Genomic DNA, 14,108 nt, shown 5'->3' with positions numbered 1-14,108 from the left:
AAGTCGACCGGAGGGGTCGGACGATCAGCCGAGGCGCAGCCATTCGAAGCCGAAGGCCCCCAGCCGCCAGACGCCGCCGTTGCCCGTCGCATCCTGCGCATCCTGCCCGAGGAGGGCGATACAGCGCCGCCCTGCCACCACCGCCGACAGGTCGACCGTCGCCGGCCGATCGGCGAGATTGTGCAGCGTCACAACGTCTCCGCCGCGCCAGCGGGCGCGCAGGGCCAGAACCGAGGGTGCCCCAAGGTCGATCACCTCGGCGGGCGCCCAGCCGATCTCGCGCGCGGCGCGCCGGGCACGCACCAGGCGCTGAACGGTCGAGAACAGCGATTCGCCCTCGACGCGCTGCCGTTCGGCGTTGACGAAGGCGGGGGCGAACGGGCCGTCCATCACCGGGGCGCGCACCCAGCGTTTCGGGTCGGCCTCCGAGAAGCCGCCCGCACCCTCCGGCGTCCACTGCATCGGCGTGCGCACGGGATGGCGCTCGGGCAGGTCGAGGTTCTCGCCCATGCCGATCTCGTCGCCGTACCAGAGGACGGGCGTGCCGGGCAGCGCCAGCATCAGGCTGAAGGCCATCCGGATGCGCCGCTCGTCGACGCCCAGCATCGGCGCGAGCCGCCGGCGCAGGCCCCGTTCGTAGAGCTGCATGTGCTTCTCCGGCCCGAAGGCCGCGAAGACCTCGGCGCGCTCCTCGTCGGTGAGACGCCCGAGGTCGATCTCGTCGTGGTTGCGCAGGAAGGTCGCCCACTGGGCGATCTGCGGGATCTCCGGGAGGGTCTTGAGGAGGTCCGCGACGGGCGCGGCGTCATGGCGGGCGAGGCCGAGGAACAGGCGCTGGTTGAGCGGGAAGTTGAAGATGAGGTGCAGGCGGTCGCCGTCGCCGAAATACTCGTCCGCCTCGGACATCGGGATGTTGGCCTCGGCGAGCAGGATCGCCTCGGCCTTTCGCCAGGACAGGAAGGACTGCAGTTCGGCGAGATAGGCGTGCGGATCGCCCTCCAGCCCTTCCAGCATGAAGGGCGCGGCGTCGATGCGGAAGCCGGAGACGCCGAGCGCGAGCCAGAAGCCCATGATGCGCTGGATTTCCTCGCGCACCGCCGGGTTGGCGATGTTGAGGTCGGCCTGATGCTCGTAGAAGCGATGGTTGTAGTATTCCTGCCGCTTGCGGTCGTAGGTCCAGGTCGACCGCTGGACGCCGGGAAAGATCACCCCCTCCTCGGCATCGGCCGGCTTGTCCTTCCGCCAGACGTACCAGTCGCGATAGGGCGAATGCGGGTCGGAGCGGCTCGCCTGGAACCAGGGATGGTCGATCGAGGTGTGATTCACGACCAGATCGACGATCACGCGCAGGCCCCGGTCGCTGGCCGCCTGCATGAACTCGACGAAATCGCCGAGGCTGCCGTAGCGCGGGTCGACACTGTAGTAGTCGGCAACGTCGTAGCCGTTGTCGCGATTGGGGCTGGGATAGAAGGGCAGGAGCCAGATGCAGTTGGCGCCCAGCGCCTCGATGTGGTCGAGGTGGTCGGCGAGCCCCCGGAAGTCGCCGATCCCGTCGCCGTTGGAATCCTTGAAGGCGTCGACGTCGACGCAGTAGATTACCGCGTTCTTGTACCAGAGGTTCTGCATCCGGCGTCCTTCCCTTGGGGTCTGCCAGCCTTAGCTAGGGCCGGAGCGGCACAAGGCAGGCACGGTCCGCCGGATCGATCGGCGACGGGTCGGCCTGTTCGCAGGCGCCGTCCGGCGGTAATCTGATGCCGGATCAGGTTTCGAGGCGCGCCTGGGCAGGCAAGAGAGGACGGCGACGATGCAACCGCTGCGGATCGCACTTGGCCTTCTCGCGCTCGTCACCGTGTTCTTCCTGGTGGTGCCGGCGCAGACGACGCTGTTTTCCGGGCGCCGCGACGCGGGCGAACCGACGGCGGCCGTGGAGCGCGCCGATGCGACGGCGGGTTCCGAACCGGCCGCCGTGCCGCTCGCAGTGCCGGTTGCCACGCCTGCGGTGCGCGCCATCGACGCGACGCCGATCGACACATCCGGCCTCACCCGCCTGCCGGCCGTAACGAGCGGCGCGGCGACGCCGCCCCGTCCCGAGATGCCCGAAGCATCCGCAGCGGACGAGGTACCGGCCGCCGTGCAAGCCCCGCCCCCGGCCTCGGAGCCCGAGGTCGCCAGCGCGGCGGCTGCGCCGGACGGCCCGTCCTATCGCCTGTTCCCGCGGCCGATCGCGGTGGACGCCCGGACGCTGAAGACCGGCGACCTCACGCTTCTCGTCGAGGACGTCGAGCCGGTGGCGAGCGACGCGCGCTGCACGGACGGCACGCAGGCCTGGTCCTGCGCGACGCGGGCGCGCACGGCCCTTCGCGGCTGGATCCGCGGGCGCTCTCTGATGTGCGCCGTGTCGCCCGACCAGCGCGACGCGCGCGAGATCACCGCGCCCTGCCTTCTCGGCGAGGCCGATGTCGGCGATTGGGTGATCCGCAACGGCTGGGCGTTCGCCGCGCCCGGCAGCCGCTACGAGGCAGCCGAGCGCGAGGCGCGCGAGGCCCGGCGCGGCATCTGGGCCTACGGTCTTGCGGACGACGAGACGGCCGCCCGGTCAGGCGGCTGAGGCGAGACGCCCGGCCAGCGCATCGGCGATCAGCCGCCGCGTCTCGTCGATGCCGTAGAGCGCCGCGAAGGAGCCGAAGCGCGGACCCCGCTCCTGCCCGATCAGGATCTGGTAAAGCGCCGAGAACCATTCAAGCGAGACGCCGGGGCCGCCGTCCGGGCCCTTCTTCTTCTCGTCCTGGTAGCGCGGGATCGGACGCGCGGCGTCGAGCACCGCGTCCTGGATCGCGGCCGCGTCCGCGCCTTCGGGCAGTGTGGCGAGCCGCCGGTCGAGATCCTCCAGCGCCGCGCGCTCCACCTCGTCGGGCGTCCGGAAGCGCTTGGTCGGGCGCACGAAGTCCTCGAAATAGCGCAGCGCGTAAGTCACGAGGCGATCGAGCTCGGGATCGGTCTCGGCCGTCACGCCCGGCGCATAGCGCGAGATGAAGCCCCAAAGCGTCTTCGGGTCGGAGGCGTTGGAGGCCGAGACGAGGTTGAGGAGAAGCGCGAAGGAGACCGGGATGCCCTTCACCGGCGGCTCGCCGCCATGGATGTGGAAGGTCGGGTTCTGGAGGCGCGACTTCGTATCCTGCCGCTCGAAGGCACCGGCAAAGGCGTAGTAGTCCTCGACCGCCTTCGGGATCACGTCGAAGTGGAGGCGCTTGGCCGCCCGCGGCTTGTTGAACATGTAGAGGCCGAGGCTCTCGGGCGAGGCGTAGGTCAGCCACTCCTCGATCGACAGGCCATTGCCCTTGGACTTCGAGATCTTGGCGCCCTCGGCATCAAGGAAGAGCTCGTAGACGAAGTGCTCCGGCGCCTCGCCGCCCAGAATCTCGCAGATCCGGTCGTAAACCACGGCGTTGGTTTGGTGGTCCTTGCCGAACATCTCGAAGTCGACGCCGAGCGCCGCCCAGCGCATGCCGAAGTCGGGCTTCCACTGGAGCTTGACCTGTCCGCCGGTGACGGGCAGCGTCGTCTCCGTGCCGTCCTCGTCGAGGAAGGTGATCGTGCCGGCCTTCGCGTCGACATGGCGCATCGGCACGTAGAGGACGCGGCCGGTGGTGGGCGAGATCGGCAGGAACGGGCTGTAGGTCGCCTGGCGTTCGGGTCCGAGCGTCGGCAGCATCACGCCCATGATGTCGTCGTAGCGCTCGGCCGCGCGCAGGAGCACCGTGTCGAAGCGGCCGGAGCGGTAGTACTCGGTCGCGCTCGCGAACTCGTAGTCGAAGCCGAACGTGTCGAGGAAGCGGCGCAGCATCGCGTTGTTGTGGCCGGCGAACGTCGTCTCCTCGCCGCCGAACGGGTTCGGCACGTCGGAGAGCGGGCGCTGCAGGTAGGGCTCGAGCGCCGCGCGGTCGGGCACGCTGTCGGGGATCTTGCGCATCCCGTCGAGGTCGTCGGAAAAGCAGATGAGGCGCGTCGGGATCTCGTCGTTCGTCAGGATGCGGAAGGCGTTGCGCACCATGGTCGTGCGCGCGACCTCGCCGAAGGTGCCGATATGGGGCAGGCCCGACGGGCCGTAGCCGGTCTCGAACAGCGCCTCGCGCTTGCCGGTGCGCTGGAGGCGCGCGACGATCTTGCGCGCTTCCTCGAAGGGCCAGGCCTGCGAGGTCTGCGCCGCCTCGAGGATGTCCGGCCTGTTGCGGCCCGCCGCTTCGCTCTCAACGCCCATGGTGGATCGCCCTTTCGTGCCGCGAGGCCACGGCGCACAGGAAAGGGCGGGGCTCGCATCGACCAGACCCGTCTATGGTTTTTGAGCGTCCCGCCGTCAACGGCGGGCGGGAACTCAGAAGGCGCTGACGGGAAAATAGCGCAGGAGGAGTTCCGACATCCGCCCGCTCGCGACGATCCGCCCGATCGCATAGTCGAAGGCGGAGCGCAGATCCTCGTCCTCGGGCTTCACCGCGATGGCGAGCCCTTCGCCGAGGAAATGATCGGAGAGATAGGGACCGCCGGCAAAGGTGCAGCAGTCCGCCGCCGCCTCGCTGGACAGCCAGAAGGACAGGCCGACCCCGTCGCCGAAGACGGCGCGCACGCGCTCAGTGCGCAGCGCCTCGAGGGCCGCCTCGCGCGTCGGCAGCGCGACGGCCTTCGCCCGCGGGAAGAAGGCCGCCAGCATCGCCTCGTGCGCGCTGCCCGCGACGACGCCGACCGGGACGCCGGAGAGGCCCGCCTCGAGTTCGGTGTCAAGCGGGCGTGCGTTCAGCGTCACGAAGCGTGCGGGATAGCGGAAGAAGGGATGGGTGAAGGCGAAGCGCGCGCGGTTGTCGGCGTTGAGCGCAAGGCCGGCGATCACCGCCTCGCCGTCGCCCGCCGCCAGCGCGTCGCCGAGTTCGGCAAATGGCCTCGCCTCGATCTGGCAACGCGCGGCGATGTCGAGCTCCTCGCAGATCATCCGGGCGAGATCGACGTGGAAGCCGGCGAGACGGCCGCGCTGATCGAGGAAGTTGAACGGCGCGAAATCGACCGAGGTGAGGAAGCGGACGCGCGCGCGGCCCGACAGGTCCGGCTCGGCGAACCGTTGGCCTTGGTCCCAGAAATTCGGGGTCGGCACCACGGTACTGGATGCCGAGGGCGGCGAGGCAGACGGCGCGTTCTGCGCGTGGGCAGCCGATGGAACAACCCAAGGCTGCATGGCCAGCACGCTGACGGCGAGGAATGCACGCAAGGGTTTCTTCTCCGGCACCGTTTTCAAACCCAAGATATGATCGATCCTCGCAAGGGGACTCGCGTTCGAGGGCTGGTCTGTTGCGTGTATCGGAATATGCCCTCGCGGACGAGGATGCCAGCGGCCTCGGCCTGGTTTCGGCGCCGGCGCTCGCCGCGGACGCTATCGCCTTCGCCGATGCCGGCCTGCCGACGCTTCCGCCCGTCGTCGCCGAAGCCCTGGCGCGGCTCGGCCTCGATGCGGAGCGCTTCGATGCCGCCTGCCGGCTCGCCGAGCGGAACGGGTCCAGCGCCGACGAGGAACTGATCGCGGCTGGCGTCATCGACGAGGCGACGCTGGCCCGCACGTTGGCGGCGGTCCTCGGCCTCCGCTTCGAGCCGATCCGCGACGACGCCTCGCTGCTGCGCGACGGGCGCGGCGCCTTCGACGCGTCGGAGCGTCACGCCAAGACATGCGACACCGCCATGCGCCCCCGGCTCTACCTCGCCCCGCGGCTCGACCGGCTCGAGGGCCTCGCCCGGCGTGTCGCACGCGCGCCGGAGCTCGCCACGACGCTGCGCATCGCGACCCTGTCCGACATCGCCGCCAAGCGCGGCGCGGCGAGCGCCACGGAACGCTCGACGCGCGCGCGCCTCAGCCTTGCCGCCGACCACAACCGCTGGTCGGCCCGCGACGTGCTGACGCCCGCGCAGGCGGCCGTCGCCGTGCTCGTCCTCGTCGCGCTGGCGCATGCCTGGCTCGCGGCGCCCGGCTACTTCTGGTTCGCGGCGCATGCGACGGCGAGCCTCTGCGCCCTGTGCTTCACACTGTTTCGCCTGCGCGTCCTCGTCGGCACGGCGCTCGTCGCGCGGCCGCGCCCGGCCCCGCCGGCAAATCGGCGAACGGTCGCGCCCGCACCGATCTATTCTGTTCTCGTCGCGCTCCACCGCGAGGCGGCGATGGCCGAGCCCCTGGCGCGCGCGATGGCCGCCCTCGACTGGCCGCGCTCGCGGCTCGAGGTGTTCTTCGTCTGCGAGGCGAACGATCCCGAGACGATCATGGCGGTGGAACGGGCGATCGCTGGCGAGGCGAATTTTTCCGTCATCGCGACACCGCGAACCAACCCGACCACCAAGCCGAAGGCCTTGAACTTCGCCCTGCCTTTGACGCGCGGCGACTATGTCGTCCTCTTCGATGCCGAGGACCGGCCCGATCCCGGCCAGCTGCGCGCCGCGCACGCCGCCTTCGAGGCGGCCCCGGCCTCGCTCGCTTGCGTCCAGGCGCCGCTCGTCATCCGCAACGCCGCCAACGGCTGGCTGGAGACCCTCTTCGCGCTGGAATACGCCGTCCTCTTCCGGGCGATCCTGCCGTGGCTGGCGCGGCGCGGCCTGCCGCTGCCGCTCGGCGGCACATCCAACCATTTCCGCCGTGCGGCGCTGGTCGAGGCCGGCGGCTGGGACAGCCACAACGTCGCCGAGGACGCCGACCTTGGCATCCGCCTGTCGCGCCTTGGCTACCGGATCGGCACCATCGCCTCGCCGACCTCGGAGATCGCGCCCTCGCGCTTCCTCGACTGGCGCAACCAGCGCACGCGCTGGATCAAGGGATGGTGCCAGACCTGGCTGGTTCACATGCGCGACCCGCGGCTGGCCTGCCGCCAGCTCGGGCCCCGCGCCTTCCTCACCTTCCAGATCCTGTTCGGCGGCATGATCGCGGCAAGCCTGATGCACGTGATGTTCGCAGGGCACCTCCTTGCGGCGGCCTACGCCTATCTCGTGCACGGCGAGATCTACCTGTCGGCCGGGGTCCTCGCCGCAGTCGACGCCCTCAACATCGCCCTGGCCTACGCGGTGTTCATCCTGACCGCCCGGCTCGTCGCCAACGAGGCCGAGCGCCCGCTCCTGCCCCGCCTCTGGTCCCTATGGTTCTACTGGCTGATCGTCAGCCTTGCAGGCTTGCGCGCCATCGGCCAGCTCTTCCATTCCCCGCACATGTGGGAAAAGACCCCGCACCGCGAGCCGGCCTCGGGGTCCTGAATCGCCGGGATAGCGGCGCCGCAACCGGTCTCAGGCCCGCGACGCCTCGCCGTCCACCACGTCGGCATGGGGCCGGTCGTCGCCGCGTGCGACCTCCTCGTGCCAGACGCCGCTGCCATCCTGATACTGGATGCCGGCGGTCTCGCCAGCCAATTCCTGCCGCGACGAGGCATCGCGCGCGGCAGCCAGCGCCCGGTCGTGCGTCGGGAAGGTCTCGGAAAACACGTCCCCGACCTTGTAGGCCCATCCGCCGTCGTGCTCGACGATCTTGTAGTGGATGTCGGACATCGGTCTCCTCCATGCAGTGTCGACTGACACGCAGAACGCCGGCCCCGACGGCACGTTCCGGAAAAGGCCCGGATTTCCGCCTTCCGTCCAGCCCGGCCGACACAGCCGGCGTTGCAGGATTGCCACCAAGTTGCAATCCGAATTTCTCCATGCAATTTTCGGTTGCATTGCCCTTGCGAGTCGTCCTTATCTGCGATTGCAACCTTAAGTAGGTTCATCAATCGCAACGGCGCTCTCCCTGCGTGTGGAGAGCCGCGCATCGTGGGGGCGTCATGCCGCTTAATGTTATCATTGACGTAGTCGGGGACGTGGTCGATGAGGTCGTGGTCCCAGTTGTCGACGGCCTCGTTCAGACGGTCGACCTGACCGGCATCGGCGATGGCGATGTTGTCGAGATCACCGACTTGCTCGACCTTGAGACCGGTGAACTGCTGAACCTCAACATCGGCACGCTGAACGTCGCTGGCCTTGCCGAAGTTGACGGCAACGTCCGCCTGACTCTCGACAACGGCGCCCAGATCCTCTTCGCCAGCGTGGGCCTGAGCGCCCTCAACGGTCTGATCGAGCTGAACGGCCAGCTCGTGATCTTCCCGGTCGACGGCGTCGGCAACGGCACGGACGGCGACGACTACATCATCGGCACCGACGGCAACGACACGCTGAACGGCGGTGAGGGCAACGACACGATCCTCGGCCTCGGCGGCGACGACGTCATCGAAGGCAATCAGGGCGACGACACGATCGACGCCGGCGACGGCGACAACACGGTCTACGGCGGCCAGGGCAACGACACGATCGACGCCGGTGACGGGGACGACCTGCTCCTCGGCAACCAAGGCGACGACGAAATCAACGCCGGCGACGGCAACAACACCGTCTATGGCGGCGACGGCAACGACTTCATCACCGCCGGTGGTGAGGACTCCAACGGCGCCAACCTGATCTACGGCGGTGCCAACGACGCCGACACGTTCGGCAATGCCGTCGCCGTTCTGGCCGGCCAAGGCGACGAGGGTGCCGAGCTCACCGACGGCCTCGACGTGATCCTCGTCGAATCGGACGGCGACAACACGATCTACGGCGGTGAAGGCGCGGCGGATGCCGAGGACGGCAGCGACGTGATCTATGTCGACGGCGATGGCGACAACCTGATCTACGGCAACGGCGGCAGCGACCTCATCGCGGTGCTGGGCACCGGCAACAACACGATCTACGGTGGCCTCGGCGCCGACGTGATCCTGGCCGGCACGCTCGACCAGCCTGCCGGCGACGGCAGCAACCTCCTGGTCGGCGGCGAGAACTCCGCGGACAGCTACACCGACCTCCTGCCGGAAGCGTTCACCGGCGAGTTCGACTTCCAGAACCGTGACTTCATCGAGGAAGTCCTCGAGCGCGCCGACCCGCTGGCGGGCGTCGACGTGATCGCGGTCCGCTCGGATGGCGACAACACGATCTACGGCGGCACGAGCGCCAGCGACACGACCGATGGCGGCGACATCATCGCCGTGTTCGGCAACGGCGACAACCTCATCACCGGCAATGCCGGCGAAGACCTGATCGTCGTCCAGGGCTCGGGCAGCAACACCGTCTATGGCGGTGCCGACAACGACACGATCCTTATCAACACCGGCTTCGGGCTCACGCCGATCCCGACGAACAACACCGCCGTCCTCGCAGCTGTCGCGGCCGGCGACCTCTCCGACGAGACCTTCGTCGCCGGCGGCGCGGGTGACGACAACATCTCCGCGTCGGTCGAGGGCGATATCCTCGTCTACGGCGGCTCTTCCGAGGTGGACGAGACCGACGGCGACGATGACATCTTCGTCGAAGCCGGTCGCAATGCCGTCGTCTTCGCCAATGGCGGTGACGACGATGTCGAGGTCTATGCCGAGCGTGCGACCGTCTATGCCGGCATCGGCAACGACAGCGTCTATGTTTCCTTCGAAACCGACGCTTTGGTTGTGGGCGGCGACGGCGAGGACGAGATCGAGGTGTTCGGTGACGGCAACGCCACCGTCTACGGCGGCAGCGCGGATGTCGATCCGGAGAACAGCGCCGACGAGATTTCGGTCGGTGTGGACGGAAATGCCCTGATCTTCGGCAACGGCGGCGACGACCGCATCGACTGGGAGACCAGCGAGGCCACGGTCTACGGCGGTGACGGCAACGATACGCTCTACGGCGGCTATGTCTTCGGTGAAGGTTTCGAGCGCACTGGCAAATCGGTCGTCTACGGCGGTGCCGGTTCCGACCTGATCGATGTCGATGCCTATGACGACGTGACCGTCTACGGCGGCACGGGCAGCGTGGATCCGACGGACGACGCCGACGACATCGAGGTCGACACCTTCGGCAACGCCCTGGTCTTCGGCAACGGCGGCAGCGACGACATCGAAGTCTACGCACAGGCCGCTTCCGTCTATGGCGGCGTCGGCAACGATACGATCTATGCCGACCTGTCCGGCGATACCGGTTCCAACTCGCAGATCTCGGGCGACCAGGGCTCGGACGACATCTATGTCGGCCTCGGCGACGGCAACGTCACCGTGTTCGGTGGCCAGACGGGTGTCGATCCGACGGACGATGCCGACGACATCTACGTCGAGCTGTTCGGCTCGGGCAGCGCCCTCATCACCGGCAACGGTGGTGCGGACGACATCACGCTCGACTTCAGCATCGAAGGTGACGTGACCGGCCAGTCGACCATTTTCGGCGGCGTCGGCAACGACACGATCACGGTCTACGACGGTTCGGCTTCGGACAGCGTGACGATCTACGGCGGCGAAGACTCCGACGTCATCGATCTGTCGGAGTCGGCGGTCAGCGCCACCGTCTACGGCGGTCGCGGTTCGCTCGACGCGGCCGACGGCAGCGATACGATCCTCCTCGGATCGGGCGACTCGCTGGTCTATGGCAACGGCGGCAACGATCGCATCGTCTCGGGCGGCGGTGACAACACCATCGTCGGCGGCGCAGGTGCCGACACGATGGTGGCCGGCGCGGGCGTCGACACGTTCCTGTTCGGCGCCGGGTCCTCGGGCACGGCGTTCGGCGCGGCGGATCGCATCGAGGGCTTCACCGTCGGTGACGATATCCTCGACTTCGGCCTCGCGGCAGGTTCCGCCACGACGTTCGGAACGGGTTCGGCGGCCACCTACGACGGTGCGCTGAACAACGCCAACGCGGCCTTTGCCAACGCTTCGGGCCCGACGCTCTACAGCTTCCAGACGGTGGGCAGCGATGGCTGGCTCTTCGTCGATAGCGACCAGAACGGCAGCGCCGATCTGGTGGTGCAGCTGGCCGGCGTCACCAACCTCGCGGCCTCGGACATCGTCTGACGCCACACGCCAAGGCAGGCCGCCCCGCGCGGCCTGCCGATCCCGACAGGGTGCCCTCCTAGGATCCCCACGATACTTCCAAGTCTGGTCGCCCTGCGCGCCCGCTCCCGCCCAAAGGGAGCGGGCGCACTCGTTTCGCGCGAAGCTCAACCGTCCCACATTTCGCTCGAGCATCTCGGCTTCGAACTCGTCATCGTTTGCGCTCCATGCAGACCGAGGACACGCAACGGGATCGGCTTAGCGATGGTCTCTGCGGGTCACGAGACTTGATGTTCAGCCGTTGCGGGAGAGGACCCGGATCTTGTGATCCTCCGCCCCGACGAGTGCTAGTCGGGTCAGTCGACGCCCTGCCGCCGAGCCGAGGGAATCGGCGTTGGCTGACCGGGTTGAGCGAAAGCCAAGGGGGTCAGGGAATGCTGTACACGATTTTGCCGACAGCCGTCCGCGCCCGACGCGCGGACCATTCAAACCGCGAGCGAATCTTCGCTGAGTGCCGGCCATCACGACCTGCCCAAACCGCTCGGAGCCACTGTCATCCGCGATGACATCAGCAACCGGCCAGGAAGGGAGGAAACGACTAAGCCGATCTACCCGGCAAGGCTGTCGACGCGTCGCCGTCTATCGACAGAGCCACTTTTGAATGAGGTTGGTTCCCGCCGAGAGGCCTCCCGCCCACACCCGCAGAGGTGCGGGATGGTCAGCACGAAGCCCTCAAAGCTCGAAGCGATCGCCTGCGCATGCCATGGGCAGGAAGATGCCGTTCGGACCGAGGCCCGACTGATATCCGGGTTCTGACACGATCCGGTGGAAGGGCGATGTCAAACCGATACGCCTACTAAGGCAGCATCACCCTACCCTCACAGGCGGCAGACAGGGTGTTTTGGCACTGAAGTCGCCTAGCGACATCCGATTGTGCGCCGGCCCCGTGCCATCCGGGCTCTGGAACCCACAGGCGCTGAAGGGGCGCTCAACGGGCCAGTGGGGCCTGTTCGGGGCGGTACCATGCTTCGACACCAAGGTTCGATCGAGGCAGATGCCGGACCGTGTCGGCGCATCGACCGTCAAGTCATTCCCGAACGCGGGGAGTGGGCGATGCCGAGCGCATTGGATCCTTGCTCCTCGGACTGTTCCAATCGGCCAGCGAAGAGCCGACACCGCAAACTCGCGTCTCGTGAAGGTATACGGCGACCCGAAGCCGCCTCGGGCGGTGCAACGACGAACGCCGGCGCGAAAGCCGGCGTTTGCATTCCATCCTGGCGCGCCGCCATCGGCGCAACGGGGATCCTGTGCCTACTGCTCGGGCCCACCCTCGATCTCGGCGATCGCATAATCGATCATCCCGGCGATCGCGCTGTGGTCACGACGAAGGAGTTCGCGGGCGAGCGACAGGAGATAGACGGCGGTGCGCTCGTCGACCTGCCGCGACGACTGGGTCTCGCCGGTCGGGTCCGCGCCTGCCGACGTGGCGTCACCCGACAAGGGCTCCAGACCGTTCGCGCCGAGCTTGTAACCGATCATCATCGCCGCCCCTTCGAAACCCACCGACCCGATCGACCCGGACAGTTGTTCGCCCCGCCCCGCCATGCTCTCCTCCTGCCTCACCCAGATCACCGCTCGTCGCTCCTGCTCCGCCTCGGCAGCAACAATAGGTTGCATGACAGCATGATTGCAACCACTTCGTAACGGCTTCCCGTAGGTAAGTTGCATGTGACGGACAAGCGGTGCGCGGTTGCCACTTCGATGGGGCCGGTCGCCCGGCGATCACTATCACGTCTCGTGAAAGCCGGCCTTGGAAAGCCGAAAGGCCCGGCAGAATGTGCCGGGCCTTTCCCTCGAAATCAGGCTGGAAGGCGCCGGCGTCTCAGCTGTCGGTGCCGACCAGCGCCGGGGACCGCTCGTCACCGCCCTCACCCTCGTCCTTCTTGCGCCGGGGCTTGGCCGCGCGCCGCTTGGGCGCAGCCTCGTCCTCGCCAGCCGTCGGTGCATCGACCGGGACCGCGGGCTTGGCGGCGCGACGGCGCGGCGGCGCGGCGTCTTCGGGTTGCGGGACCGGCGCAGCGACGAGTTCGGACGGCGCGGCAGGAGCGATGGCAGCGCCATCGTCCACCGCCGCATCCCGGCGCCGACGACCGCGCCCGCGGGGCTCGCCGGCGGTCGTATCGGTCGAGACGGCTTCGGCGACAGGCTCCGAAGGCTGGGGTGCCATAGGCTCCGCCGCGGCAACCGGCGCGGGCGCGATCTCGGCGGGGACCGGCGCCGGCACGGACGTTTCGGCTTGCGGACGGTGTTCGGCGGCCGGCGCATCGGTGCGCGGCTCGTCGTCGCCATGACGCTGGCGGCCGAAACGCTCCTCGAAGCGGCGCTCGCCGCTGCGGTCGTTCATGCGGGCGCGCTCACGGCGGCTCTCGCGCCGACCGCCCTCGAAGCGCTGGCCGTCCTGGCGAGGCGCCGCGCCCTCGCCCTCGGTCTCGAACGCCTGCGGGAAGGGCTGCGGGCCCGTTCCGGGATGACGCTGATCGCGGTCGCGACGATCCTCGCGGTTCTGGCCGTCCCGGTTCTGGCCGTCGCGGAAGCCGCCCTCGCGAGCGAAACCATCGCGGTTCTGCCCATCGCGGTTCTGATGGTCACGGTTCTGGCCGTCGCGATTCTGGAACGGCCGGTCCCCGCGATTGTCGCGGTGGTCGCGGCGGTCGCCGCGGCCGTTCTGGTTGTCGCGGAAGTTCTGGCGGTCGCCCTGCGGGCGGTCTCCGCCCTGGCGCTCGGCGCCGTGCTGGCGGTCACCCTGGCCCGGCTGGCGATCGCCCTGGTAACCGTTCGGCTGGCGGTCCTGACCGCCGGCGTAGGGCTGGCCGAGACCCATGTCGGCGCCCTGCGCCTCGTCGCCGTCCTCCTCGTCGAAGTCGGCATAGTCGCGCTCGGGCTGGCTCGGCTGGAACTGACCCTGCGCGGCGGCCACGATGCGGCCGTAGTGCTCGGCGTGCTGGAGGTAGTTCTCGGCCATCACCCGGTCGCCGGCCGCGGCCGCGTCGCGCGCCAGCGTCGTGTACTTGTCGGCGATGTGCTGGGCCGTGCCGCGGATCTTGACGTCGGGACCGTTGGACTCGAAGCTCCGCGACAGCGGATTGGGGCCCTTGCGCTGCCCGCGTCCGCGCATGCGCTGCTTGTTCTGCTGCTGCTGTCCTGGCCTCATGCTCATCCTGTTTTCTGGATCGT

General features: G+C 68.6%; 9 protein-coding genes. 3 read left to right on the top strand and 6 right to left on the bottom strand.

Annotation, left to right across the window (positions count from 1 at the left end):
- Positions 1-24: 24 nt before the first annotated feature.
- Positions 25-1,626, bottom strand: a complete 1,602-nt coding sequence (locus ACLNGM_RS05325; RefSeq protein ID WP_416357501.1) for an alpha-amylase family protein — start codon at positions 1,624-1,626, stop codon at positions 25-27.
- Positions 1,627-1,804: 178 nt separating this feature from the next.
- Between ACLNGM_RS05325 and ACLNGM_RS05320 the strand changes: the two genes are divergently transcribed.
- Complete coding sequence (locus ACLNGM_RS05320) at positions 1,805-2,608, top strand: hypothetical protein (RefSeq protein ID WP_416357500.1); 804 nt, start codon at positions 1,805-1,807, stop codon at positions 2,606-2,608.
- On the opposite strand, the gene ACLNGM_RS05315 is transcribed toward ACLNGM_RS05320, so the two are convergent.
- Both ACLNGM_RS05315 and ACLNGM_RS05310 read right to left on the bottom strand, forming a co-directional pair.
- A complete protein-coding gene (locus tag ACLNGM_RS05315) occupies positions 2,597-4,258 on the bottom strand; it encodes a lysine--tRNA ligase (protein WP_416357499.1) in 1,662 nt (553 codons plus the stop codon). The two genes, ACLNGM_RS05320 and ACLNGM_RS05315, sit on opposite strands and share 12 nt — an antisense overlap.
- Positions 4,259-4,372: 114 nt before the next feature.
- Entirely contained in the window at positions 4,373-5,254 is an 882-nt protein-coding gene (locus ACLNGM_RS05310) for a transporter substrate-binding domain-containing protein (protein WP_416357498.1), read from the bottom strand.
- 80 nt (positions 5,255-5,334) lie between these two features.
- Between ACLNGM_RS05310 and ACLNGM_RS05305 the strand changes: the two genes are divergently transcribed.
- The gene (locus ACLNGM_RS05305; protein WP_416357497.1) at positions 5,335-7,269 is read left to right on the top strand and encodes a glycosyltransferase family 2 protein; all 1,935 of its coding nucleotides are present in this window, start codon (positions 5,335-5,337) and stop codon (positions 7,267-7,269) included.
- A 30-nt stretch (positions 7,270-7,299) separates the two neighbouring features.
- On the opposite strand, the gene ACLNGM_RS05300 is transcribed toward ACLNGM_RS05305, so the two are convergent.
- On the bottom strand, positions 7,300-7,557 hold the full coding sequence (locus ACLNGM_RS05300; protein WP_090963616.1) for a DUF2188 domain-containing protein: 258 nt from the start codon (positions 7,555-7,557) through the stop codon (positions 7,300-7,302).
- 323 nt (positions 7,558-7,880) lie between these two features.
- Here ACLNGM_RS05300 and ACLNGM_RS05295 point away from each other — a divergent pair, with 323 nt between their 5' ends.
- A complete protein-coding gene (locus ACLNGM_RS05295) occupies positions 7,881-10,895 on the top strand; it encodes a beta strand repeat-containing protein (protein WP_416357496.1) in 3,015 nt (1,004 codons plus the stop codon).
- Between the two features lie 1,290 nt (positions 10,896-12,185).
- On the opposite strand, the gene ACLNGM_RS05290 is transcribed toward ACLNGM_RS05295, so the two are convergent.
- Positions 12,186-12,506 carry a hypothetical protein gene (locus ACLNGM_RS05290; RefSeq protein ID WP_416357495.1) on the bottom strand — a complete coding sequence of 107 codons (321 nt, stop codon included), beginning with the start codon at positions 12,504-12,506 and terminating at the stop codon, positions 12,186-12,188.
- 250 nt (positions 12,507-12,756) lie between these two features.
- Positions 12,757-14,085, bottom strand: coding sequence for a DUF4167 domain-containing protein (locus ACLNGM_RS05285; RefSeq protein WP_416357494.1), 1,329 nt, complete (start codon positions 14,083-14,085; stop codon positions 12,757-12,759).
- Positions 14,086-14,108: the final 23 nt, after the last annotated feature.

This window comes from Aureimonas phyllosphaerae, assembly GCF_047943035.1.
GTDB classification, from domain to species: domain Bacteria; phylum Pseudomonadota; class Alphaproteobacteria; order Rhizobiales; family Rhizobiaceae; genus Aureimonas; species Aureimonas phyllosphaerae.
Note: the sequence above shows the minus strand (reverse complement) of the source record. Positions and strands in the feature narration are given on the sequence as shown.